Here is a 25,270-nt window from a genome sequence, read left to right as displayed (position 1 = left end):
TCAGAAACGGATGCCGGCCGGCGTGTTGCCGGCAGGTGCCACGGGCGTGGTCGGGGTGCCTGGCGTCGCATCGGAGGCGCCGGGCGCGTTGCCGGGCTTCGGTTCGATGGGCACCAGCGGCGTGGGTGGGCTGTGCTGGTAGCCCGGCGGCAAGGCGGAGGTCGCAGGGTAGCCCGCGGCGTCGAGGTAGGCGTTCCAGTCGCTGTGCTGCAGGCCGGACAGCTGCTTTTGACCGATGCGCACGGTGGGCAGTTGGTCGGTGGCTTCCTGGCTGCGGAACTGGCGGATGTCTTCCGAGCTGGTCACGGTTTTTTCGGTGAAGGGCACACCGCGGGCCTTGAGCAACTGGCGCGCGGTGTCGCAGGGCGTGCAGTTGTTGCCTGTGTAGAGCGTGACCGGGAAGCGGCTGACGACCTTCTGCAGCTCGTAAGGCAGGGCGTCGGCCGGGGCGCTTGCGCCATTGGCCTTGATCGCCTTGGCGGGTTTGTCCACCGGTGCACGGTCGGTGTAGGTGACGCGGCCGTCGGGCCCTACGACCTTGTAGAGCGCCCAGGCCGGGCCGCTCAGTGAAGCCAGCAACCCGGCCAACAACGCGGGCAGGGCCAGCAGCGCGCCCGCGCCGACGCGGCGTGCGTTGACGGTTTCAGGGCGAAACAGGGGCAGGCGCATGGTCGGGCTCCGGTGGTGTCGTGTGCTCAAGCCATGCCCTGGTGGCGCAGCAGGGCGTCGATGCTGGGTTCGCGGCCACGGAAGGCCTTGAAGTTCTCCATGGCCGAGCGGCTGCCACCGGCTTCCAGGATGGCCTCGCGGTAGCGGCGACCGACCTCGGCGTTCAGCACGCCGGCCTGCGGCGTGGCGGCTTCTTCGAAGGCGGCGTAGGCGTCTGCGGACAGCACCTCGGCCCACTTGTAGCTGTAGTAGCCGGCCGCGTAGCCGCCCGCGAAGATGTGCGAGAAGCTGTGCTGGAAACGGTTGAAGGCCGGCGGGATGTTCACGGCCACTTCCTGGCGGACGGCATCGACCAGGGCCTGGATGTTGCCTTCAGCGCCCGGCTCGGCGTGCAGGCGCATGTCGAAGAGCGAGAACTCGATCTGGCGCAGGGTCTGCATGCCGCTCTGGAAGTTCTTGGCCGCGACCATCTTGTCGAACAAGGCACGCGGCAGGTGGGCGCCGGTGTCCACGTGCGAGGTCAGCTTCTGAACCACGTCCCATTCCCAGCAGAAGTTCTCCATGAACTGGCTGGGCAGCTCGACCGCGTCCCATTCGACACCGCTGATGCCGGCCACGCCGATGTCATCGACCTGGGTGAGCATGTGGTGCAGGCCGTGGCCGAACTCGTGGAAGAGGGTGGTGACGTCGTCGTGCGTGAGCAGGGCGGGCTTGTCGCCCACGCCCTTGGCGTAGTTGCACACGAGGTGGGCCACGGGTGTTTGCGTCTGGCCGTTGTCAGGGCGGGCCCAGCGGCCGCGCACGTCGTCCATCCAGGCGCCGGGGCGCTTGCCGGCGCGGGCGTAGGGGTCCAGGTAGAACTGGCCCACCAGCTTGCCGGCGCGCTCGATGCGGAAGAAGCGCACCGACGCGTGCCACACGGGCGCCGTGTCGGGCGAGATGGTGACGTCGAACAGCTTTTCGATCAGGCCGAACAGGCCCTGCAGCACGGTCGGCTCGGTGAAGTACTGCTTGACCTCCTGGTCGCTGAAAGCGTAGCGCGCTTCCTTGAGCTTTTCGCTCACGAAGGCCACGTCCCAGGCTTGCAGGTCGGTCAGGTCGCATTCGGTGCGCGCGAAGTCGCGCAGCTCGGCCATGTCTTTTTCGGCGTAGGGACGGGCGCGTTGGGCCAGGTCGCGCAGGAAGTCGGTGACCTGCTGGTGCGACTGGGCCATCTTGGGCACCAGGGAGACGTCGGCGAAGTTGGCGTAGCCCAGCAGGCGGGCCTCTTCCTGGCGCAGCGCGACGATTTCCTGCATCAGCACGGTGTTGTCGCGCTCGGAGGCGCCCAGCTCGCTGGCGCGGGTGGCGTAGGCGCGGTACATCGCCTCGCGCAGCGCGCGGTTCGTGGCGTACTGCATGACCGGCAGGTAGCTGGGCATGTGCAGGGTGAGCTTGTGGCCTTCTTTGCCGTCGGTTTCGGCCGCGGCGCGGGTGGCGGCCTTCACGTCGTCTGGCACGCCATCGAGCTCACCGGTGGACGCGAAGTGGGCGAAGGCGTCGGTGGCGTCCATCACGTGCTCGGAAAAGGCCTGCGACTTGGCCGCCTGCAACTCCTGGATCTCGGCGAAGCGCTGTTTGGCCTCGCCTTGCAACTCGGCGCCACCCAGCACGAAGCCGCGCAGGGCGTTGTCCAGGGCGCGCCGGCGGGCCGGCGTCAGCTTGCGCTGCTGGACGCCCTCAGCGCGGTCTTGCACGTCGATGGCCTTGTACTTGGCGTACAGCTGCTCGTCGGCACCCAGGCGCGTGTAGAACTCGGTCAGGCGCGGGATGTTCTCGTTGAAGGCGGCGCGCAACTCGGGCGTGTCGGCCACGGCGTTGAGGTGCCCCACGGCGCCCCAGGCACGGCCCAGGCGCTCGGTGGGCACGTCCAGCAGCAGGGACAGCGCATCGTAGTTGGCCGCCACGTCGGGCGAGGTGACCTTGGCCAGGGCGGCTTCCGACTCGGCCAGCAGCGCATCCATGGCCGGGCTGACGTGCGCCGGCTGGATCTGGTCGAACAAAGGCAGGCCGGCGGTGTCGAGGAGGGGGTTGGTGCTCATGCTGCGGCAGCGGCACGTTCGGCCGCTTCCATGGTGTTGACCAGCAACATGGTAATCGTCATGGGGCCGACCCCGCCGGGCACGGGGGTGATGTGGCCTGCCACTTCCTTCACGCCAGCGAAGTCCACGTCGCCGCAGAGCTTGCCTTCGTCGTCGCGGTTCATGCCCACGTCGATGACCACGGCGCCGGGCTTGACCATGTCGGCCGTCAGCACATTGCGCCTGCCCACGGCGGCGACCACGATGTCGGCCTGGCGGGTCATGGCGCCCAGGTCGGCCGTGCCGCTGTGGGTGACGGTGACGGTGGCGTTGGCGGCCAGCAGCATCATCGCCATGGGCTTGCCGACGATGTTGGAGCGCCCGATCACCACCGCGTGCTTGCCGCGCAGGTCTTTCATGCCGATGGATTCGAGCATCTTCATGCAGCCGTAGGGCGTGCAGGCCTTGAAGCCGACTTCGCCGACCATCAGGGCGCCGGCGCTGGCGACGTGGAAACCGTCCACGTCCTTCAGCGGCGAGATGGCTTCGATCACCTTGTGGTCGTCGATGTGCTTGGGCAGGGGCAACTGCACCAGGATGCCGTGGATGCTCGGGTCGTTGTTGAGCGCCTCGACGCGGGCCAGCAGCTCGGCCTCGCTCAAGCCGGCCTCGTACTTCTCCAGCACCGACTTGAAGCCGGCGTCCTCGCAGGCCTTGACCTTGTTGCGCACATAGACCTGGCTGGCCGGGTTGTCGCCCACCAGGACGACGGCCAGGCCAGGCTTCGTGCCCTTGGCCGTGAGCGCGGCGGCGCGCTGGGCGACTTCGCCACGCAGTTGCTTGGACAGGGCGTTGCCGTCGATGAGTTGGGCGGTCATGGGGTGGGCTCCGTGGGGGCTTGAGGTTCAGGAATGGAAAAAGGCCGCGGGTGGGCGGCCTTCCATCGTGCGCAGCGCCGAGGGCGCTGACCCAGATTCACTTGGTGGCGCCGGCCGCCGGGGCGTTGGCACCGAGGGCGATTTTCAGCAGGTCGGCCACGGTGTTGGCGTTGAGCTTTTCCATCACGTTGGCGCGGTGGGCTTCCACCGTCTTGATGGAGATGCCCAAGTCATCCGCGATCTGCTTGTTCAGGCGTCCGGCGACGATGCGCTCCAGCACCTGGGCTTCGCGGGTGGTCAGGCGCGACAGCAGGGCTTCGCGGCTGGCGGCTTCCTGCGATTGCGAGAAGGCGCTGCGGGCTTGATCGAGCATGCGCTCGACCAGGGCGACCAGGGCGTCTTCCTTGAAAGGCTTCTCGATGAAGTCCATTGCGCCTTTCTTCATCGTGTTCACGGCCATGGGCACGTCGCCGTGACCGGTGATGAAGACGATGGGCAGCGGGGACTTGCGCTCCAGCAGCTTGTCTTGCAGCTCCAGGCCGCTCATGCCGTCCATGCGGATGTCGGCGATCAGGCAGGCGACTTCGCGGGGGTCGAAGCGGGCGAGGAAGGACTCGGCCGATTCGAAGCAGCGCACGCGGTAGTCCTTGCCCTCCAGCAGCCATTGCAACGAGTCGCGCACGGCCTCGTCGTCATCCACCACATACACAGTGCCTTTTTTGGGGATCAAGCTCATGGGTTGTCGGCAAGCAAATCGTTGGAGGGAGGCAGGCCCGAGTCGGCGAAGTCGGCCACGGCGCCGTTGTCAACGGGCAGGGTGAATGTGAAACGACACCCTGTCACCGATGGTCCATTGTAGATGTTCTCTGCCTTGATTCGGCCATGGTGGGACTCGATGATGGACCGGCAAAGGCTCAGGCCTATCCCTAGGCCCTCGGCCTTGGTCGAGTGGAAAGCCTCGAACAAGCGGGCCAGCATCTCCTCTTTCATGCCCGGGCCGCCGTCGGTCACGGAGAACTCGACGACCTGGCCTTGCTCCTCGGTTTTGCGCAGCTGCACGCGGAGGTCGATCAGGCGACGCGACTGTGGCATCTGTGCCGAATCGATGGCTTCTGCCGCATTTTTCAGCAAGTTCAGCAGCACCTGCTCGATCAGGATGGGGTCGGCCGACAGCTGCGGCAGGCGGTTGGCCACGGCCGTGTTGAGCGTGACGCGGCGGCGCTTCATCTCGAAAACGGCGAGTTCCAGCACGGCGTCGGTGATGTCGCGCACGCGGCAGGGCTGGCGTTGCGGCTCGGAGCGCTTCACGAACTGGCGGATGCGGTGGATGATCTGTCCAGCCCGCTGCGCCTGGCGCGAGGTCTTTTCCAGCGCGCCGACGAGTTGTTCGTTGTCTATGCTGCCGGCCTGCACGCGACTGATCATGCCGCTGCAGTAGTTGGAGATGGCCGCCAGCGGCTGGTTGAGCTCGTGGGCCACGGTCGAGGCCATTTCGCCCATGGTGATGAGGCGGCTGGTGAACTGGGACTTCTCGGCCTGACGGGCGGCGGCCTCTTCGCTCTGGCGGCGCACGGTGACGTCGGTGGCGATCAGCATCTGGGCGAGGTTGCCGTCGGTCCATTGCACGTAGCGGGCGCGCACGTCGAACCACTTCTGCACGCCTTCCATGAAGACTTCGCGGGTGTCGCTGCCGGCATTGGTCAGCGAATGGGCAGGCAGACCGCCGAAATCATCGACCGACTCGTCGCCGTCGATCACCTCGTCGGGCATGACCTGGCCCCCGGTCAGCTGCACGTGGGCGTCGGGGTTGGCACCGAACCACAGGCGGTAGGAACGGTTGGCGAACAGCAGTTCGCCGCGCTGCACCGACACCACGGACACGGCCGCGTCCAGGCCTTCCAGCACGGTGGTGAAGCGTTCATGCGCTGCCGTGAGCTGGTCGCGCACGCGCTTGGCTTCCGTGATGTTGGTGACCGAGGTCATCCAGCCGGTCTGGTCGCCCTGGGCGTCGATCAGCGGCGAAACGTACATGCGGGCGTCGAACTGGCTGCCGTCGCGGCGTTGCATGACGACCTCGATGCCGCCCATCGGGCTGCGGCCCAGCAATTCCTGCTGGAACATTCGGTTGAATTCTTCGAGGCGGTCTTTGGGCCAATAAGGGTAGGGCGGCACGCAGCCGATCAACTCTTCTTCCGAGAAGCCTGACATCGCGCAGAAAGCCGGGTTCACGTAGGTGATGCGGCCTTCGAGGTCGATGGTGCGCATGCCGGTGAGCATGGAATTTTCCATGGCCCGGCGGAAGTTGGTTTCCTGCACCAGGGTTTTCTGGATCTGCGAGCGGCGGCGCATGTGGCGCAGCGTGCCCATGAGCGTCCAGAGCGTGAAGCCCGAAAGCGCCACGACCATCCAGAACAGGGTGTTGCCGATCAGGTTGGACGAGGTGCGAAAGCCCATGCCGCGCAAAATCAGGCCGTTGCCCACCGGGGTGACCACCACGTCGTGCACGAAGGTGGGTTTGGCCGAACGCTCATTGACCCCACCCACCGTGCTGGTCAGCACCACGCCGCTGACCTCGACCAGGCTCATGGCGTGGCGGCTGGCGATCTCGCGGGGCACCAGGTAGCGCATCAGCGATTCCAGCGCGTACTCGGTCACCAGCGTGCCGGCAAAGCCCTGGCGGTCCACCAGGGGCATGTGCAGCTGGATGGTCCGCGCGCCCTGGGCGTTGATGTAGGGGCGCGAGTACACCGCTGAGCCACGCTCACGGGTCTGCTGGAAGGCCTGCATGGGCTCGCCGCCGGGGAATTGCTCGCGCCAGTCCAGCCGGGTGTCTGTGCTGGTGTCGTCGCCAGGGGCGTCTGGGTCCATGGACAAACTCAGGGCGCTGCGGTAGGCCCGCACGCGTGCATCGGCCTGCACCCAGGTCACGCTGGTGACCTCTGGACGTGCCCGCACAAAATCACCGGCTTGGCGGGTGAATGCCTCGGTGCTGGCCGGTTTCATGGCAATTTCGCGGGCCATGCGCAGCAATTGCTCCTGGTTTTCCACCAGCCGCATCCGAATTTGCTGCTGCACGACTTCGGTGTCGCGTTTGACGGATTCCTGCTCGCGTTCGATTTCCTCGTTGCGCAGGTACCAGAAGGCCGCAATGATGGCCACGAGGAACAGCAGCACGGACACCAGCGGGCCCAGCGTGGCGTAGCGGTCCTGCTGGCTGGGCGTTTGTTTGCGCCACCAGCGCCAGAACAGGCGGCTGGTTTGTCCCGGAGGCGGTGGCGGCACCGGGCTGGGTGTTGGCGTGGAAGCGGAAAAAGGCATCCTCGGATTATCGGTGCGGGATTCCACATCTGGAGGCCCGGTTGATTTGGTTATAGTGCGCGGGTGCCGCAGCGCCACCCTGTTGCGCGCACACCTCGTTGCAACCGAAATCGCCCCGTTTATCCACGGCAAGCGATTGGCGGCAGTGGTCACACTCAGACCACATGCCAAATCCAATGGAGACTGAACCCATGTCTGCAAACGATCCCGTGCTGTCCTCCCTGCAGGACCAGGATCCCCAGGAAACCCGCGAATGGCTCGACGCCTTGTCCGGGGTCATCGAGACCGAGGGCCGCGGACGCGCCCACGATCTGCTCGAAACGCTGCTCGACCATGCCCGACAATCGGGCATCGACATGCCCTTCTCGGCCACCACGGCCTACGTCAACACCATCGCGGTCGAAGACGAAGCGCACTGCCCGGGCAACCTGGAAATCGAAGAGCGCCTGCGCACCTACATGCGCTGGAACGCCATGGCCATGGTGGTCAAGGCCAATCGCCACAACCCTCCGGATGGCGGCGACCTGGGCGGCCACATTTCGTCGTTTGCCTCGCTGGCCACGATGCTGGGCATCGGCTTCAACCATTTCTGGCACGGTGATTCGCCCGACCACGGCGGTGACCTGCTCTACATCCAGGGCCACTCGGCCCCCGGCATTTACGCCCGCGCCTTCCTGGAAGGCCGCATCACCGCCGAACAGCTCGACAACTTCCGCCAGGAAGTCGGTGGCAAGGGCCTGTCCAGCTACCCGCATCCCAAGCTGATGCCGGAGTTCTGGCAGTTCCCGACCGTGTCGATGGGCCTGGGCCCCATCATGGCCATCTACCAGGCCCGCTTCCTGAAGTACCTGCATGCCCGTGGCCTGGCCGACACGTCCAAGCGCAAGGTCTGGGTGTTCTGCGGCGACGGCGAGATGGACGAGCCCGAATCGCTGGGCGCCATCGGTCTGGCCGCGCGCGAAAAGCTCGACAACCTGATCTTCGTGGTGAACTGCAACCTGCAGCGCCTGGACGGCCCGGTGCGTGGCAACGGCAAGATCGTGCAGGAGCTCGAAGGCGAGTTCCGCGGATCCGGCTGGAACGTGATCAAGCTGCTGTGGGGCTCCTACTGGGACCCGCTGCTGGCGCGCGACAAGGACGGCATCCTGCGCAAGATCATGATGGAGATGGTGGACGGCGACTACCAGGCCTGCAAGGCCAACGACGGCGCCTTTGTGCGCCAGCACTTCTTCGGCCGTGACCCACGCGCCCTGGAGATGGTGGCGCGTCTGTCCGACGACGACATCTGGCGCCTGCAACGCGGTGGCCACGACCCGCAGAAGGTCTATGCGGCCTACAACGCGGCCGTGAACCACGAAGGCCAGCCGACCGTGCTGTTGATCAAGACGGTCAAGGGCTTCGGCATGGGCAAGAGCGGCGAAGGCAAGAACACCGCCCACCAGACCAAGAAGCTGACGGACGAGGACATCAAGCTGTTCCGCGACCGCTTCAACATCCCCGTCACGGACGAGGACCTGCCGAACCTGCCCTTCATCAAACCGGCCGAAAACACGCCGGAAATGAAGTACCTGCATGAGCGCCGCCAGGCCCTGGGCGGCTACCTGCCCAAGCGCCGCCCCAAGGCCGAAGAGACGCTGACCGTGCCCGGCCTGGACGCCTTCCAGAGCGTGCTGGAGCCGACCGCCGAAGGCCGTGAGATCTCGACGACGCAGGCCTTCGTGCGCTGCCTGACCCCGCTGCTGCGCGACGCCAACCTGGGCCCGCGCGTGGTGCCCATCCTGGTGGACGAGGCCCGCACCTTCGGCATGGAAGGCCTGTTCCGACAGATCGGCATCTACGCGCCGGAAGGCCAGAAGTACACCCCGGTGGACAAGGACCAGGTCATGTACTACCGCGAAGACAAGGCCGGCCAGATCCTGCAGGAAGGCATCAACGAAGCGGGCGGCATGAGCTCGTGGATCGCAGCGGCCACGTCGTACTCGACGAACAACCGCGTGATGATCCCGTTCTACATCTACTACTCGATGTTCGGGCTGCAGCGCATTGGCGATCTGGCCTGGGCGGCCGGTGACATGCAGGCGCGCGGCTTCCTGCTGGGCGGCACCTCCGGGCGCACCACGCTGAACGGCGAAGGCCTGCAGCACGAAGACGGCCACAGCCAGCTGGTGGCGGGCACCATCCCGAACTGCCTGAGCTACGACCCGAGCTTCGCGCACGAAGTGGGCGTCATCATCCAGGATGGCCTCAAGCGCATGGTCGAACGCCAAGAAAACGTCTTCTACTACCTGACGCTGCTCAACGAGAACTACGCACAGCCGGGTCTGAAGCAAGGCACCGAGGCCGAGATCATCCGGGGCATGTACCTGCTGCAGGATGCAGATTCCGGCGTGGTGGCCAAGCACAAACTCCAGGTCAACCTGCTGGGTTCGGGCTCCATCCTGCGCGAGTCGATGGCCGCCAAGGAACTGCTGGAAGCCGAGTGGGGCGTGGGCGCCAACGTCTGGAGCTGCCCTAGCTTCAACCTGCTGGCCCGCGATGGCCAGGACGTCGAGCGCTGGAACCTGCTGCACCCGACCGACGCACCGCGCGTGTCTTTCGTCACCCAACAGCTGGACCGCACCAGCGGCCCGGTCGTGGCGTCCACCGACTATGTCAAAGCCTTGCCCGAGCAGATCCGGGCGTACATCCCCAGGGGCAGGAGCTTCAAGGTGCTGGGCACCGACGGCTTTGGCCGCAGCGACTTCCGCTTCCGCCTGCGTGAGCACTTCGAGATCAACCGCCACTACATCGTGGTGGCGGCCTTGAAGTCGCTGGCAGACGAGGGTGCGGTGCCTGTGTCCAAGGTCGCCGAAGCGATCAAGAAGTACGGCATCGACGCCGACAAGATCAACCCCCTGTACGCCTGAGGACCTGGACATGGCACTGATTGAACTGACCGTCCCGGACATCGGGGACGTGAGCGACGCTGCGGTCATCGAACTGCTCGTCAAGCCGGGCGACACCATCCGCCCCGAACAAAGCCTCATCACCATCGAGTCGGACAAGGCCTCGATGGAGGTGCCCGCCTCGGTGGGCGGTGTGCTGAAAGAGCTGCGACTGAAGCTGGGCGACAAGGTGAGCCAGGGCAGCATCGTGGGCGTGCTGGAGACGGCCGAGGGTGCCGCGACGGCATCCCCGGCCGCAGCGCCTGCTGCATCATCGGTGAGCCCTGCGCCTGCGGCTGCCGCGCCCGCTGTGGCACCGGCTGCCGCAGCTGTGGCCGCCACGGTGGCCGACCAGCCGCGCACCAGCCCGACCGCGGCCCTGCCGCCGGCCGAACCCGCCGTCATCGGCGCGCTGGCCCATGCCTCGCCCTCGGTGCGCCGTTTCGCGCGCGAGCTGGGCGTGGACGTGGCCAAGGTGCCCGGCACCGGACCCAAAGGCCGCATCACCCAGGGCGACGTGCAGAACTTCGTCAAGGGCGTGATCGCCAAGGCCTCCTCGCCGGCGGCTGCCGCGTCTTCAGGCGCGGGCAGCGCTGACCTGGGCGGCATGACCCTGTTGCCCTGGCCCTCGGTGGACTTCACCAAGTTCGGCCCGGTGGAGCGCAAGCCGCTGTCGCGCATCCAGAAGATCTCGGGCGCGAACCTGCACCGCAACTGGGTGCGCATCCCGCACGTCACCAACAACGAAGAAGCCGACATCACCGAGCTGGAGGCCTTCCGCGTGCAGCTCAATGGCGAGCACGCCAAGGCCGGCACCAAGTTCACGCTGCTGGCCTTCCTGCTGAAAGCCTGTGCGGTGGCGCTGCGCAAGTTCCCGCAGTTCAACGCCTCGCTGGATGGCGACGACCTGGTGCTGAAGAACTACGTGCACATCGGCTTCGCGGCCGACACGCCCAACGGCCTGGTGGTGCCCGTCATCCGCGACGTGGACCAAAAGAGCCTGTCGCAGCTGGCGCTGGAGACCGCGTCGCTGGCCGCCAAGGCCCGCGACGGCAAGCTCTCGCCGGCCGACATGCAGGGGGGGTGCTTCTCGATCAGCTCGCTGGGTGGCTTCGGCGGCACGACCTTCACGCCCATCATCAACGCGCCGGAAGTGGCCATCCTGGGCGTGTGCCGCTCGGCCATGAAGCCGGTGTGGGACGGCCAAGCCTTCCAGCCGCGTTTGATGGTGCCGCTGAGCTTGAGCTACGACCACCGCGTCATCGACGGCGCCTCGGCGGCGAAGTTCAACGCCTACCTCGCCAGCTTGCTGGCCGATTTCCGCCGTGCGTTGGTGTAAGGGGCTGACATGACAACCAACCACACCCGCACTGTGAACATCCCCGTGCCCGACCTGGGCGACATCGCCGACGCGGTCATCATCGAGATCCTGGTCAAGCCGGGGCAGTCTGTGACGGCCGAGCAAAGCCTGATCACGCTGGAGTCTGACAAAGCCTCGATGGAAGTGCCCACGCCGCAAGCCGGTGTGGTCAAGGACATCCTGGTCAAGCTGGGCGACCGCGTGGGGCAGGGGCACCTGATCCTGACGCTGGACGTGGCAGGTGAGGGCGCTGCGGTGGCTGCACCTGCGGCGGCCGCCTCTGCGCCATCTGCGCAGGCACCAGCCGCTGCGGCATCGCCTGTACCGGCCGCAGCGGCCCCCGCTGCTGCTGTCGCCGCGGGCCCCATCCCCACCGACACCGACTGCGATGTCCTCGTGCTCGGCGGTGGCCCCGGTGGCTACAGCGCCGCATTCCGCGCTGCCGACCTGGGGCTCAAGGTCATCCTGGTGGAGCGCTATGCCGAGCTGGGTGGCGTGTGCCTGAACGTGGGTTGCATCCCGTCGAAGGCGCTGCTGCACGTGGCCGCCGTCATGGACGAGGTCAAGCACTTCGACGCACTCGGCGTGAGCTTTGGTGCACCGGCGCTGGACCTGGCCAAGCTGCGCGCCCACAAATCGGGCGTGACCGGCAAGCTCACGCAAGGCCTGGCCGGCATGGCCAAGATGCGCAAGGTCGAGGTGGTGCGTGGCTACGGCAGCCTGATCGATGCGCACACGCTGCAGGTCGAGCTGACCACCGGCACGGCGCAGGACAAGTCTGGCGAAACCCGCACGCTGAAGTTCAAGCGCGCCATCCTGGCCGCGGGCTCGCAAGCGGTGCACCTGCCTTTCCTGCCCGATGACCCGCGTGTGGTGGATTCCACCGGCGCGCTGCAACTGCCGCATGTGCCCCAGAAGATGCTGGTCATCGGCGGCGGCATCATCGGCCTGGAGATGGGCACGGTGTACTCGACGCTGGGCGCGCAAACGGGCACGAAGATCGACGTCGTCGAGATGAGCGACACGCTCATGCCCGGCGCCGACCGCGACCTGGTCAAGGTCTGGGACAAGCTCAACGCGCCGCGCTTCGACCGCGTCATGCTGGGCACCAAGACCGTGGCGGCCGAGGCCACGCCGGAGGGCATCAAGGTGTCCTTCGCGTCGGCCAAGGAAGGTCAGCCCGCACCCGAGCCCGGCGTTTATGACCTGGTGCTGCAAGCCGTGGGCCGCAGCCCCAACGGCCGCAAGTTCGGCGGGGACAAGGCCGGCCTGAACGTCAACGAGCGCGGCTTCGTTCCGGTGGACCGCCAGATGCGCACCAACGTGCCCAGCCTGTTCGCCATCGGCGACCTGGTCGGCCAGCCCATGCTGGCGCACAAGGCCGTGCACGAGGGCCACGTGGCGGCCGAGGTGGTGGCTGGCGAGTTGCTGGGCGATGCCAAGTTGGCGTCCGCCTCGTTCGACGCGACAGTCATCCCGAGCGTGGCCTACACCGACCCGGAAATCGCCTGGGTGGGCCTGACCGAAGAGCAGGCCAAGGCGCAGGGCAAGTCCGTCACCAAGGGGCTGTTCCCTTGGGCGGCTTCAGGGCGCGCGCTGGCCAACGGCCGATCGGAAGGTTTCACCAAGCTGCTGTTCGACGCTGAGACCGGGCGCATCGTCGGCGGTGGCATCGTGGGCACGCACGCGGGTGACCTGATCGGTGAAGTGGTGCTGGCCATCGAGATGGGCGCCGACGAGATCGACATCGGCAAGTCCATCCACCCGCACCCGACGCTGGGCGAGAGTGTCGGCCTGGCGGCCGAGGCCGCTCACGGCAGCTGCACCGACTTGCCGCCCGTTCGCAAGCGCTGAGGCTCACGCAAGGCAACTCACGCACGGCAACGCCCGACGCTGCGGTGGCGACACCGCGGGTCGGGCGTTGTGCTGTCTGGCTGTCGCTGGTGTCAGGCCGCGGCCCGACGAGCTGGCGTCAGAAAGGCAGGTTCAGCGTCGGCGAGAACATGGCGATGGCGCAGCCCAGGCCCACGGCCCAGATCACGCTGCGCAGGGCAGCGATGTTGGCCAGGTACAGGCCGGTATAGACCAGGCGGGAGGCGATGAAGGCCATGGCCAGTTGGTCGGTGCGACCTTGTTCCAGACCGGCGCTTTGGGCGGCCAGCACGGCGAAAACGAAGATCGGCAGGATCTCGAAGCCGTTGCTGTGGGCGGCGGCGGCGCGGCCCTTCCAGCCTTCCTGGCGGGCGGCCCAATCGCGCGGGTTGTTGTTGTCGTAGCCACCGTCGCTGCGGCGTTTGCCAGCGGTGGCGCCTTTGGCCAGGCCCATGGTCACGATGGGCATGACGGCGGCGATCAGGACGCAGGTGTTGGCGATGCTCATGGAGGTCTCCTTGGTGTGGGCCGCACGCGAACGGCGTGCTGGCATCGGGGCATTCTAAGTTTGACAATGGGCATTGTCGAATTGAATGCTGTTGCGTGACGCCGCCTGGCGTTGCGTGGACGCCATGGTCTGACCCGGGCAAACCCGGCTTCCCTGCCGGCATGTGCGCTTTCAATGGAAGTCGCGGCTGGACGTGCTGAGGCCTCCGAGCAGGGGGCTGAGGTCACGCAGGTGGTGGGCGATGAGGTGGCGGACCTCGCCTTCGCGCTGCCACACGCCGTACACCGCCAGCAGACGCGCGTGCACGAGTTCGCGCCGCTGGCGCTCCTTGAGGGCCGCCCAGACGATGACGTTGACCGTGCCGGTTTCGTCTTCCAGGGTGACGAAGACCACGCCCGAGGCCGTGCCCGGTTGCTGTCGCACGGTGACGATGCCGCAGGCGCGGGCCAGGCGGCCGTTGGGGAATTCGTGCAGTTCCATGGCGCTCAGCAGGCGTTGGGCGGACAACTGCGGCCGAAGCAGCGCGAGGGGGTGGCGGCGCAAGGTCAGGCCCAGCGCGGCGTGGTCGAAGACGATGGCCTCGCCCTCCGGTGCGGCAGGCAGCGTGAGCAGAGCTTCTTCGGTGGGCGCATCGCGCAGCAGGGCAGGGGCACGGTGGCGGGCCGCGGCTTCCCAGACCTGCTGGCGGCGGTGGCCTGCCAGGCTGCGCAGCGCATCGCCCGCGGCCAGGGCGCGCAGTTCGTCTTGTGCCAGGTGCGCGCGGCGGGCCAGGTCATCGACATCGGCGAAAGGCTGTTGCGCCAAAGCGTTCTCGATGCGCAGCGCGGCGTCGAGCCCCAACCCTGCCACGAGCCGCAAGCCCAGGCGCACCGCGGGCTGGGGGCTGTCCGCCGGTGGGCGATGCTGGGAGATGCGCCCGGCGATGGGCGTGAGCGCATCTGCCGGGTCGGCAGGGGGCGGCACCAGGCGGCAATCCCAGCCACTGTGCGTCACATCGGGGGGCAGCACCACCACGCCGTGGCGGCGGGCGTCTTGCACGAGCTGGCTGGGCGAGTAAAAGCCCAAGGGCTGGGCGTTGAGCAGCCCCGCCAGGAAGGCCGCTGGCTCGTGGCGCTTGACCCAGGCGCTGGCATAGACGAGCAAGGCGAAGCTGGCCGCGTGGGATTCCGGGAAACCGTATTCGCCAAAGCCTTCGATCTGCTGGAAGATCTGTTCGGCAAAGCCGAGGTCGTGGCCGTTGGCCGTCATGCCATCGATCACCTTGCGCTTGAATTTGTGCACGCCGCCTTTGCGTCGCCAGGCGGCCATGGAACGGCGCAGCTCGTCGGCCTCACCTGCCGTGAAGCCGGCGGCGAGCACCACGATCTGCATCACCTGCTCCTGAAAAATGGGCACGCCCAGGGTGCGCTTGAGCGCCGCTTCCAGCCGTGGCGGGCAGGTGATGGCGTTCGGATTGGTGCGATGCAGCTCGCGCCGTTGCAGGTAGGGGTGGACCATGCCGCCCTGGATGGGCCCAGGCCGCACCAGCGCCACCTCGACGACCAGGTCGTAAAAGCAGCGCGGTCGCAAGCGCGGCAGCATGCTCATCTGCGCGCGGCTTTCGATCTGGAAGACGCCGATGGTGTCGGCGTCGCAGGCCATGTCGTAGGTGGCGGGGTCTTCGCGCGGGATGTCCTGCAGGCGGAAAGGCCGCTCAGGAGGATGGCCGCGGCGCAAGCTGATGAACGCCATCGCTTTGCGCAAGGCCGTGAGCATGCCGAGCGCCAGCACATCGACCTTGAGCAGGCCGAGGGCGTCGAGGTCGTCCTTGTCCCACTGGATGATGCTGCGCTCGGGCATGGCGGCGTTCTCGATGGGCACCATGCGGCACAGCGCGCCTTTGGCAATGACGAAGCCGCCGGTGTGCTGGCTGAGGTGCCGCGGGAAGCCCATCAGTGTCAGGCTGAGCTCCTGCCACAGGCGCATGCGGCGTTCATCGGGGTCCAGACCCAGTTCGATCAGCCACTCGCGGCGGATGCCCTGGCCGTCCCACCACTGGTGGTTGCCGCTGACCTGCGCGATGCAGTCTGCGGAAAACCCGAGCGCCTTGCCGACATCGCGCAGGGCGCTGCGGGTGCGGTAGCTGATGACGGTGGCCGTGAGCGCGGTGCGGTCGCGCCCGTACTTGGCGTAGAGGTACTGGATGACCTCTTCGCGGCGCTCGTGCTCGAAGTCCACGTCGATGTCGGGCGGCTCTTTGCGCTCGCGCGAGATGAAGCGCTCGAACAGCAAGGTGCTTTGCGACGGGTCCACCTCGGTGATGCCCAGGCAGTAGCACACGGCCGAGTTGGCCGCGCTGCCGCGCCCCTGGCATAGGATGCCGCGTGAGCGCGCGAAGTGGACGATGTCGTGGACGGTGAGGAAGTACTTGGCGTAGTCCAGCTCCGCGATGAGCGCCAGTTCCTTGTGGATCTGCGCCTGGACATCGGGGGGCACGCCCAGGGGGAAGCGATCTACCGCGCCCTGCAGGGTCAGCTGGCGCAGGTGGTCGATCGGGGTGTGGCCTGCGGGCACGATTTCTTCAGGGTATTCGTAACGCAGCTCGCTCAGGCTGAAGTCACAGTGCGATGCCACGCGCAGGGTTTCGGCCAGCAGATCAGCGGGGTAGCGTTGGGCCAGGCGCAAGCGGCTGCGCAGGTGGCGTTCGGCGTGACGGGCCAGGTTCAGGCCACATTCGCTCAGGGGGCGGCCCAGGCGGATGGCCGTGAGCACATCCTGCAAGGGCTGGCGCGAACGCACGTGCATGTGCACATCGCCCGCGGCCACCAGAGGCACCTCGGTGGCCTCGCTGAGCGCGCGCAAGGTGCGCAGCCAAAGGGCGTCGTCCAGGCTGTGGTGCAACTCCACCACCAGCCAGCTGCGCCCGGGAAAGCGCCGCCTGAGCCACCGAGCCTGGGCCAGCAAGCTGCCCCAGGGGGTGCCACGCCGGGGCCTCAGCAGGAGCACGCAATCGCCCAGCGCGGCGGGGTGGATTTCGGCGCGTTGCAGCCGAGCCTGGCCTTTGCCCACCACCCCACGGCGCAAGCGCGTGATGAACTCGCACAACAAGCCGTAGCCCAGGCGGTGGCAAGCCAGGACGATGAGCTCGAAGGCAGGAGGTGCGTGCGGATCAGGCCCCTCGTGCACAGCGAATTCGCTGCCGATGAGGAGCTTGAACGTGTCGGCGCCAGGCACACCCGCCTGCTGGGCTTGCGTCAAGGCCAGGTGGGCGCGCACCACGCCAGCGAGACTGCAGTCGTCCGTCAGGGCCAGGCCGCGGTAGCCCAGGGTCAAGGCGCGTTGCACCAGCTCCTCCGGGTGCGAGGCGCCGCGCAGGAAGCTGAAGTTGGACACGGCATGCAACTCGACCACGTCGGGCAGCGGCCATCGCTCGGGGGTGGACATGGCCCTGGCACTCAGGCAAAAAAGCCCAGCAGGAACCAGGCGCTGCGCGCATCTGGCGGGGCATGGCGGGTGCGGAACACCCACAACAGGCCGGCGCCCGGACTGCTGGCCAGGTAGTGGTCACGTGCTTCGGCAGCGGCGCTGTCTCGGGTGTCCCACCAGCCGGCTTCGATGCGGTGCGGGCCGGCCAGCAACTGCAGCGGCCCCTGGTAGAGCGGCTGCTCGCGCGGGCCGCTGCGGGTGTCCAGCGCCAGGGGCAAGGGCTCGGGCAGCAGCCAGGTGGGTTGGGGGATGTCGCCTGGCATGGGCGCCACCTGACCAGGGTCTGGCCGACGAGCCGCGTTCAGCACCGACAGCGCAGGCACCCAAAGCTGGGACTGCGACAGGCGGTGGTCAGCGCAACGTCGGGCTTGTTGCACGCGCTCCGGCCCCAGGCGCACGCTGAGGCGCTCCAGCAGGGTCAGCCAGGCCTCGTGCTGGGCGCGCTGCGCAGCGGGAGAACCGGCCACGTTGGGGTTATCCAGCGCCGTGGTCGCGTCGGATGGGAACAGCTCGGCGCTGTCGGGCGAGCGTGGCACCAGCGTGTGGACCTGCAAGCCGATGTCGGTCACGGGCGACGCCAAGGTGATGCGTTGCAGGTGCTCGCCCACCAGACGCTCCAGCCTGGTGACATCGCACACCGGGCTGGCCAGGCGCACGGGCCAGCCCTGCCAGGGCGCATGGCCCTGGCGGGACCACTCATGGCACCAGCGCAGCACCAACGCCTCGGTGCCAGACTGGTGCCCACTCATCCAGGCGCATAAGGCGCGCAGCAGGTGGACGAACGCTGGCTGCAGTCCCGCGGTGGTGTCGGTGCGCGCGGGCAACTCCAGCTGCTCATCGAAGGTGGGCGGCAAGGTGAGCCACTCGAAGACCTCGGGCTGCTCGCCCCAGGCCTGGTCCAGCGCCTGCAGCAAGGCCGCCCCGAAACGCCGGCTCAGTCCGCCTCGCGGCAGGGCGCGCACATCGCCCAGCGTGCGACAGCCCAGTTGCGCCAGGGTGCTGGCGTGCCGGGCCACCGCGCTCACGGTCTGCAAAGGCAGGCGATCCAGCGTGCAAGGTGCCTCATGGTCAAGCGCGCGTGCCATTGCCAGCGCGCCCAAGGCCGTCGGCGCGTGCGCGCTGCGCACATCCGCCTCCCCCTGTGCGGAAGCCATCTGGCGAGCCTCGCGCTGGATGCGCTCGCGCAGGGCCTGCGCCCCGCCGAACAGGCGCTCGCTGGCCGCCACCTCGAGCAGCACGGCATCTTCCAGCCAGGCCACGCGCGGTGTGAACTGCAGGGCCCACCACCCCAGTTGCCGTTGCAGCGAGGGCAGGGCGGGCGCAGTGATGTCTGGCTCAGGCGCCGGTGGGGGCAGCAGTGCGATCCAGTGCCACATGGCGATCGACCTCTGACAAACCAGGATGAGCAAGATGAGTGGCCGGCAGCGCAGCCGCAGGCAACAGTGTGGCCAGGCCCACCGGCCAGTGCGGCAGCACGATGGCTGGCACGTGCTGCGGACCGCGCCGCTTGAGCAAGCGCACCTGCAGCGGGTGGGGGCAAGGCCCCAGGCCCAGGTGCAGGCGCAAAGGCGCGGGCGAAGCCCCTTGCCCCGCATGCTCCGGGCGAAAAATGAACACCGGCCCCGCATGCCGGGCCGCACAGGCTTGCAGGCGCCGCAAGGCCTCGGCGCGCACCTGCGGCAACCAGGCGAGCACGGCCGACAGGCAACCGGCTTTCAAGGCCTGCTCGGTCGCCCACAAGCGCTCCAGCGGACTGCGGGCGTCGATGCAGACCAGGCGGTCTTCGGGCAGCCCCTCGCGCGCCAGGGCCGTGAGCTGCGGACGCCAAGGCGCGCCCACCAGCAGCACCTGGCCGCCCCGCTGAACCAGGCGCACCAGGGCTGGCAGCAGCAGGCGCCACTCCGCCAGGCCCGCCTGGGCCTGCAGCACTTCGGTCAGGGCCTGGCACGGCCAGCCACCGCCGGGCAGATGGGCGTCCAAGGCGGCGTGGCCACTGGGCAGCACGGGGCTTTGCCCGCCCCCCAAAGCCTGTCCTGACCACACGGCCTGTGCCAGGTGCGGCGGCAAGTTCAGGGCCTGCGCCTTGGGTTGCGGGCTCGGATGGGGAGGGGGGGCGGCAAGCATGATCACTGTGTTTATATACAGCATCATAGTCCGGGCAGCACCCCATGTCCATGAGCTGCCACCCCATCTTTGGCCTTGCGACGGCCTGAGCCTGTGCTCTTTGGCAAAATAGGCCCTCTAAGGAAATTGAATGTCCAGCCCAGACACCGCCCTCCCACCTGCCGATCCGCAACCCGCCGAGCCCCTGACCCCCGTGGCCAACGCCTTGGTCGAGTTCCTGGCCGAAGCCCGGGTGCCCACCGAACACGGCAGCTTCACCATGAAGCTGTTCCGCGAAAAAGCCACGGGCCTGGAGCATGTGGCCATGGTCATGGGCGACGTCCGCGGCAGCGCCCTGGTGCGCGTGCATTCCGAATGCATGACCGGCGATGTCTTCGGCTCGTTGCGCTGCGACTGCGGCCCGCAGCTCCATTTCGCCATGAACGAAATCGGCAAGCGCGGCAGCGGCGTGGTGGTTTACTTGCGTCAGGAAGGGCGGGGCATTGGCCTGGCCAACAAGCTGCGTGCCTACCAGTTGCAAGACCAGGGCATGGACACCGTCGAGGCCAACCAACACTTGGGCTTTGCGGCTGACCTGCGCAAGTTCGACGCCGCGGTCGAAATCCTCTCCGCGCTGGGCATCTCCTCGGTCAAGCTCATGACCAACAACCCGCGCAAGGTGGACACGCTGCGCGAACACGGCGTGGCCGTCGAAGAACGCGTGCCCGTGCGCAGCGACGTCCAGCCCGAAAACGAGCGTTACCTGGACACCAAGGCCCGCAAGCTCGGCCACCACATCGACTGGCTGGGCTGAAGCATGGCCATCGACCTTGCTCCCCACGACGACCCCGAACAGGACTCGCCCGAACGCCACCAGGTGGCCCAGCGCAGCACCCTGGTCAGCGTCGTGGTGAACCTGGTGCTGACTGCCGTTCAGGTGACGGTGGGCGTGATCGCGCACTCCCAGGCCTTGATCGCCGATGGCATCCATTCCCTGTCTGACCTGATCGCCGATTTCGTCGTGCTGCTGGCCAACCGGCACAGCCACAAGGAGGCCGACGAAGACCACCACTACGGCCACCAACGCTACGAAACGGCAGCCTCCCTGGTGCTGGGCATGCTGTTGCTCACGGTGGGCGTGGGCATGCTCTGGAGCGCCGTGCACAAGCTCAGCGACCCGGACACCATCCCCAAGGTGCAGGCGATGGCGCTGTACGTCGCGCTCGGCGCGCTCGCTGCCAAGGAATTGCTGTTTCGCTACATGCTGGCCGCGGCCGAGCGCGTGCGCTCCAGCATGCTCGTGGCCAACGCCTGGCATGCGCGCTCTGATGCCGCCTCATCGCTGGTGGTGGCGCTGGGCATCGTCGGCAACCTCGCGGGCTACCCGCTGCTGGACCCCGTGGCCGCGCTCATCGTCGGCTTCATGGTCAGCAAGATGGGCTGGGAGTTCGGCTGGGAGGCCTTGCACGACCTGATGGACCGCTCAGCCTCGCAAGACCAGATCGCGCAGATCGGCAACCTCATCCGCGAGACGCCTGGCGTGCAAGGGCTGCACGACCTGCGCACCCGCAAGATGGGCGACATGATCCTGGTGGACGCCCACCTGGAGGTCGATGGCCAACTCACCGTGCAGCAAGGCCATGACATCGCCGTGCAAGCCCGCCAGCGTGTGATGCAGGCCTTGCCGGTGCTGGACGTGCTCACGCACCTGGACCCGGTCGAGCTGGACCCACTTGCGCTCAGAGGCTGAGACCACACACCCGGTTGCGGCCTTCGAGCTTGGCCTGCTGCAGCGCCTGCTCTGCCACCGCCATGACCTGCTCCACCGTCAGCTGCGGTCCCGCCTGGCAGGACACCACGCCCACGCTGGCCGTCAGGTGCAGGGCTGTGGTCGAGCTTTCGTGGCGGATCTGCAGGGCCTCCACCGCCTGGCGGATGCGCTCGGCAGCCCCCACGGCGAATGAGGCATCGGTGCGTGGCAGCACCACCATGAACTCCTCGCCGCCGTAACGCGCCACGGTGTCACCGGTGCGGCGTTGGCTGTCCTGCAGCACGCGCGCCACTTTTTGCAAACAGACATCGCCGGCCGGGTTGCCATAGCGCTCGTTGAATTTCTTGAAGTGGTCGATGTCCACCAGCAGCAGGCTGAGGTGATCGCCATCGCGCCGCGCACGCTCCCACAGCAGGGACAGGTGCTCCTGGATGTGGCTGCGGTTGTGCATGCCCGTCAGCGCATCGATGTCAGACACCTCGCGCAAGCGCGTGTGGGCCAGGCTGAGCTCGCTGACCAAGCCGCGTTCGCGCTGCGTCAGGAGGTAGCGTCGGCGCTCATCGCGCTCCAGGAAGTAGTTCGCACTGAGGGTGAACATGGCCACGGACAGCACCATCGAGCTGATGGGCCACAGCAGGCGGGCAGGGTATTCAGGCGTGGCCATCACGCCCACCACGAAAGTGCCCAGCAACACCACCGTGAACACCACCGCGAACCAGAACCGCAGCCGCTGCACCACGTTGCCGTAGGTGATGACCACCATGAAGCCCACCGGGTAGAAATAGATCAACGGGCTGCGTGACAGCATCAGGATGATGGCCAGACTGAAGGCTGCACCGATGCCGCCCAGCAAAGCCAGCACATCCACGATGCTGGGCGGTGCCTGGCGCAACCAGGGCAGGGCGCCTCTGTGGAAGCTGTAAAGCGCCAACAGTGAAACGGGCGTGAACACCAGCAGCCGCAGCTCCACAGCCAGCCAGAAAACATCGCGGGCCATCAGGTAGTCGGCCAGCAGAAAACCGTTGTAGATGAACAGCGAAATCAGGCCACTGATCAGGAAGTGCCGCGCACGGGCCGCTGCACCATCCCGCTGGAACTGCTGCTCCATGTCAGAGGGAAAGGACATCCACGGAAAACCGTGCTCCAGCAATTCGTGGATGCGGTCCATGGACGTGCGATGGCGGAAAGCGCCGAAGTCGCTTTCCGGCAAGGACTGCAGAGGAGGCTGCGCCGCGGTGCTCATGGTCAATCCTGGGTCCCGAATGCGATGACGCGGTTGCGGCCACGCTTTTTGGCCAGATGCAAGGCCTCGTCGGCCGCGGCCAGCAGTTGCGCCATGTTCGCGTGCGGTGAGTTGGGCCGCATGCAGGACACGCCCACGCTCACGGTGACATCGCCCAGCGTCTCCACGCCCTTGCGCACGCGCTCGGCCGCACCCACCGCCGTTTGCAGCGAGGTGTCGCTCATGGCCACGATGAACTCCTCGCCGCCGAAGCGGGCGACCATGTCCTCCGGGCGACGCAAGCGGTGCTTGAGGATGCCGGCCACCGCCTTGAGGCAGGCGTCGCCCCGCAGATGGCCTTGCCGCCCGTTGTAGGCCTTGAAGTCGTCGATGTCGATGAGCATGAGCGATATCTCATGGCCATCTTCGCGGGCCTGGGCCCACATCGACAGCAAAGACGCGTCGAAATGCCGCCGGCTGGCCAGTTCGGTCAGCATGTCACTGCGCGATGCGGCCTCCAGTCGGGCGTTGGCCTGGCGCAGCTCGTCTTGCAACACGCGGTCGCGCATCAGGCGCAGCCAGTTTTCGCGGACATCGTGCTCTTGGGAATAGGCGCCATACAAAGTGAACACCACGGCCGAGATCAGGGTCAGCGCTCCCGGCGCCATGATGGTGACGGGCGCGTTGGGCAGATGCCACCATCCGTAGAAGTACATCGCCACGACCAGGCTGTCGAGCACCAGCGCAGGGCGAAACCGCAGGCGCGCCACCGTGTTGCAGTACACAACGACGACCGTGACGCTGACCAGGTAAGGCCCCGCCAAAGCGTCCTGGCTGCGCATGCACAACCAGGTGTTGAGCGCCGCGGCACAACAGCCTGCCACCACGATCATGGCTTCGCGCAGCCGCGGGCTGGGCATGTGCATGAGGACGAAAAGCCCCGCCAAGGTGGCCGGCGTGTAAATGAACAGTCGCCATTGAAGGGCCGTGTCAAACACGTCCGGGATCATCATCCAGTCGGACAGCAACAGCCAGTTGAACAGCACACTGACCAGCGCGCTGCTGACGAGCAAGGTGCGCAGGCGCTGCGGGCCGGTTTCCTCCTGGAAGCGGGTCTCCAGTTCGGGCGGGAAGCGCAGCCCCCGCAGGCCCGTGCGCAACACATCTTCGAGCACCTGTGACTCGACCGGGTCAACCATCAGCGGGCGCAATTCACGCACGGCCACCACCGGCCGCCCCCATGGCGCAGGCGGCGGCACCATGGGCGATGAGGAGGATGCTTCGAACTTTCTCACGCCTGGCCTTAACGGGTCACCTTTAACGCAGCGCTCAATGTCGCACCGATCCATCGTAAAGGAAAGACTCTAACTGCTCGGAGGGCGTGTCCCATGGCTTACCCTGAAGCCACGGACACCAAGTTCGGTGTCTTTTCTGATCGTTTGGTTGACATAATATACATCGTGGCAAATGTGTTTTCATGATGTCGATGGTGCTGGACGCCGGTCCGCGCACACATCGCCAGAATTTCATATACTCCCCAGGGTATCAAGTCGCCACACAAGCGAGGTCTGTGATGAACTTCCAAGCGTTTCTGCCGCCACTGCTGGGCGGGCTCATGATCGGCGCCGCCAGCGTGCTGCTGCTGATCGGGCTCGGCCGCATCGCTGGCATCAGCGGCATCACTTTCGGCCTGATGGATCGACCCAACTGGAACGCCGCCAACCTTTGGCGCGTGGGCTTTGTGCTCGGCCTCGTGCTGGCGGGTTGGCTCTGGACGCAGGCGGCCCACACCCCACTGGCGCCGGCTCGCGTCGAAAACGTCCCGCTGCTGGTGGTCAGCGGGCTGCTTGTTGGCTGGGGCACGTCTCTGGGCAGCGGCTGCACCAGCGGCCATGGCGTGTGCGGGCTGGGCCGCTTGTCGCTGCGATCGCTGGCCGCGGTGCTCACTTTCATGGCGACCGGCGCCATCACGGTGTATGTGAGCCGGCACCTGCTGGCGCTTTGAAGGAGCACATCGACATGACAAAAAGCAATGTGAATGCTGCTAGCACCGGCTCGCCCTGGCACGGGTTCGTCATCGCCCTGGGATGCGGGCTCTTCTTTGGCTGGGGGCTGACGCTGTCGGGCATGAGCAACCCGCTGACCGTGCAAGCCTTCCTGGACGTGGCGGGCCACTGGGACCCCAGCCTGGCTTTCGTGATGGGCGGGGCGGTCGCGGTCAGCCTGCTGGGCTTCCAGTGGCTGCTCAAGCGCCGCCAGGCGCCGGTGTGCGGCACGGTTTTCCACGTGCCTCAGAACAAGGCGATCGATGCGCGCCTGCTGCTGGGCGCCGCGCTGTTCGGCATCGGCTGGGGGCTGTCAGGCTATTGCCCCGGACCTGCGCTGACATCGCTGCTGGCAGGCAATGCCGAAGTCTGGGTGTTCGTGCCTGCGATGCTGGCAGGCGCCTGGCTGCAGCGCCAGACGAACCGGCACTGACATCCACCGGCACTGGCAAGCGACGCAGGCTCAGCGCCAGCGGGCGCGCCAGACGTGGTCTGTTTCGTCCACCCGGGTGAAATCAAAGGCATCCAGCTCGTCCACCAGGCAGTGCTGCAGGCGTTCGATGAGGGCGCGGTGCTCGGCGTCTTGGACAGGCGCGCCCACCGGGCTGGCCACGTGGCGCTCTTCCACTTGGTGCGTCCAGAACGGCAGCAACACGTGCAACACGGGCGTGCCCGAGCGGCCGAATTTCCACGCCCTCACCTCGCCGCGAAAACGGTCCAGGCTGCCGGCCACCTGAACACCCACGAAGGTGTTGATGCGCGGCAGCACGCTCATGGCGGCCTGGACTTCGGTCGTCGTGAGCTCCTGGGTGAGGAAATCACCCGAGTAAAAGGGCGCATCGGGGTCGAGGTGGTCGGCGAACCCCAGGCGAACGAATTGCTGTACGACGTTGATGCGTCGCGTGGAGGTGATGGGCATCGGTCGGTTGCGTCAAAAGAGCCGCATGTTTTGCTGCAGAGCAACATTGTCCGCGATCAGCTCAATGACCTCAGTATGATGGGGGACATTCTGGAGATGTTGCCGCTCGGCTGTCATGGCGGGGCTTTTACACTCTGCGCATGTGCGAAGCCCCAA

General features: G+C 66.9%; 18 protein-coding genes and 1 pseudogene. 7 read left to right on the top strand and 12 right to left on the bottom strand.

Annotated elements, in window-relative coordinates; translation table 11 throughout:
* The 5 genes from EV672_RS06750 to EV672_RS06730 form a co-directional block, all read right to left on the bottom strand.
* On the bottom strand, positions 1-669 hold the full coding sequence (locus EV672_RS06750) for a glutaredoxin family protein (RefSeq protein ID WP_133607589.1): 669 nt from the start codon (positions 667-669) through the stop codon (positions 1-3).
* A gap of 26 nt (positions 670-695) precedes the next feature.
* Positions 696-2,750: a M3 family metallopeptidase gene (locus EV672_RS06745; protein WP_133607587.1), complete on the bottom strand. Its 2,055-nt coding sequence runs from the start codon at positions 2,748-2,750 to the stop codon at positions 696-698.
* Positions 2,747-3,607 (bottom strand): bifunctional methylenetetrahydrofolate dehydrogenase/methenyltetrahydrofolate cyclohydrolase FolD, encoded by an 861-nt coding sequence (gene folD / locus EV672_RS06740; protein ID WP_133607585.1) that lies wholly within the window; start codon positions 3,605-3,607, stop codon positions 2,747-2,749. Before folD ends, EV672_RS06745 begins: the two co-directional genes overlap by 4 nt.
* Before the next feature lie 97 nt (positions 3,608-3,704).
* A complete protein-coding gene (locus EV672_RS06735) occupies positions 3,705-4,343 on the bottom strand; it encodes a response regulator transcription factor (protein WP_133607583.1) in 639 nt (212 codons plus the stop codon).
* Complete coding sequence (locus EV672_RS06730; RefSeq protein WP_133607581.1) at positions 4,340-6,925, bottom strand: PAS domain-containing sensor histidine kinase; 2,586 nt, start codon at positions 6,923-6,925, stop codon at positions 4,340-4,342. Before EV672_RS06730 ends, EV672_RS06735 begins: the two co-directional genes overlap by 4 nt.
* Positions 6,926-7,116: 191 nt before the next feature.
* Between EV672_RS06730 and aceE the strand changes: the two genes are divergently transcribed.
* The 3 genes and pseudogenes from aceE (at position 7,117) to lpdA (ending at position 13,063) form a co-directional block, all read left to right on the top strand.
* Positions 7,117-9,831, top strand: coding sequence for a pyruvate dehydrogenase (acetyl-transferring), homodimeric type (aceE, locus tag EV672_RS06725; RefSeq protein ID WP_133607579.1), 2,715 nt, complete (start codon positions 7,117-7,119; stop codon positions 9,829-9,831).
* Positions 9,770-11,188 (top strand): annotated as a pseudogene (gene aceF / locus EV672_RS06720) (dihydrolipoyllysine-residue acetyltransferase); the annotation flags it as partial. The gene aceE and the pseudogene aceF, both read left to right, overlap by 62 nt.
* A gap of 9 nt (positions 11,189-11,197) precedes the next feature.
* Positions 11,198-13,063, top strand: a complete 1,866-nt coding sequence (gene lpdA, locus EV672_RS06715) for a dihydrolipoyl dehydrogenase (RefSeq protein WP_133607575.1) — start codon at positions 11,198-11,200, stop codon at positions 13,061-13,063.
* 118 nt (positions 13,064-13,181) lie between these two features.
* Here the strand turns inward: lpdA and EV672_RS06710 are convergent, their stop codons facing one another.
* From EV672_RS06710 to imuA, 4 genes are all read right to left on the bottom strand, one after another.
* Entirely contained in the window at positions 13,182-13,589 is a 408-nt protein-coding gene (locus EV672_RS06710) for an MAPEG family protein (protein ID WP_133607573.1), read from the bottom strand.
* 171 nt (positions 13,590-13,760) lie between these two features.
* Positions 13,761-17,012: an error-prone DNA polymerase gene (locus EV672_RS06705; RefSeq protein WP_133607571.1), complete on the bottom strand. Its 3,252-nt coding sequence runs from the start codon at positions 17,010-17,012 to the stop codon at positions 13,761-13,763.
* Positions 17,013-17,023: 11 nt separating this feature from the next.
* Positions 17,024-18,430 (bottom strand): Y-family DNA polymerase, encoded by a 1,407-nt coding sequence (locus EV672_RS06700; RefSeq protein WP_133607570.1) that lies wholly within the window; start codon positions 18,428-18,430, stop codon positions 17,024-17,026.
* Complete coding sequence (gene imuA, locus EV672_RS06695; protein WP_166643487.1) at positions 18,390-19,178, bottom strand: translesion DNA synthesis-associated protein ImuA; 789 nt, start codon at positions 19,176-19,178, stop codon at positions 18,390-18,392. The genes EV672_RS06700 and imuA overlap by 41 nt, the downstream gene beginning before the upstream one ends.
* A gap of 130 nt (positions 19,179-19,308) precedes the next feature.
* Here imuA and ribA point away from each other — a divergent pair, with 130 nt between their 5' ends.
* Positions 19,309-19,971, top strand: coding sequence for a GTP cyclohydrolase II (ribA, locus tag EV672_RS06690; protein ID WP_133607566.1), 663 nt, complete (start codon positions 19,309-19,311; stop codon positions 19,969-19,971).
* Between the two features lie 3 nt (positions 19,972-19,974).
* Complete coding sequence (locus EV672_RS06685; protein ID WP_133607564.1) at positions 19,975-20,907, top strand: cation diffusion facilitator family transporter; 933 nt, start codon at positions 19,975-19,977, stop codon at positions 20,905-20,907.
* Here EV672_RS06685 and EV672_RS06680 read toward each other — a convergent pair.
* Entirely contained in the window at positions 20,897-22,171 is a 1,275-nt protein-coding gene (locus tag EV672_RS06680) for a GGDEF domain-containing protein (protein ID WP_133607562.1), read from the bottom strand. The two genes, EV672_RS06685 and EV672_RS06680, sit on opposite strands and share 11 nt — an antisense overlap.
* 2 nt (positions 22,172-22,173) lie before the next feature.
* Positions 22,174-23,445: a GGDEF domain-containing protein gene (locus EV672_RS06675; RefSeq protein ID WP_166643486.1), complete on the bottom strand. Its 1,272-nt coding sequence runs from the start codon at positions 23,443-23,445 to the stop codon at positions 22,174-22,176.
* A 278-nt stretch (positions 23,446-23,723) separates the two neighbouring features.
* On the opposite strand from EV672_RS06675, the gene EV672_RS06670 reads away from it, so the two are divergent.
* Both EV672_RS06670 and EV672_RS06665 read left to right on the top strand, forming a co-directional pair.
* The gene (locus EV672_RS06670; protein WP_133608188.1) at positions 23,724-24,155 is read left to right on the top strand and encodes a YeeE/YedE family protein; all 432 of its coding nucleotides are present in this window, start codon (positions 23,724-23,726) and stop codon (positions 24,153-24,155) included.
* Between the two features lie 14 nt (positions 24,156-24,169).
* Positions 24,170-24,628 carry a YeeE/YedE family protein gene (locus tag EV672_RS06665; protein WP_133607558.1) on the top strand — a complete coding sequence of 153 codons (459 nt, stop codon included), beginning with the start codon at positions 24,170-24,172 and terminating at the stop codon, positions 24,626-24,628.
* A 30-nt stretch (positions 24,629-24,658) separates the two neighbouring features.
* On the opposite strand, the gene EV672_RS06660 is transcribed toward EV672_RS06665, so the two are convergent.
* A complete protein-coding gene (locus EV672_RS06660) occupies positions 24,659-25,114 on the bottom strand; it encodes a hypothetical protein (RefSeq protein WP_133607556.1) in 456 nt (151 codons plus the stop codon).
* Positions 25,115-25,270 lie beyond the last annotated feature (156 nt).

Source organism: Aquabacterium commune (genome assembly GCF_004362855.1).
Taxonomy (GTDB): domain Bacteria; phylum Pseudomonadota; class Gammaproteobacteria; order Burkholderiales; family Burkholderiaceae_C; genus Aquabacterium; species Aquabacterium commune.
The sequence above is the reverse complement of the archived record's forward strand: the minus strand, read 5'-3'. Positions and strand labels throughout refer to the sequence as shown.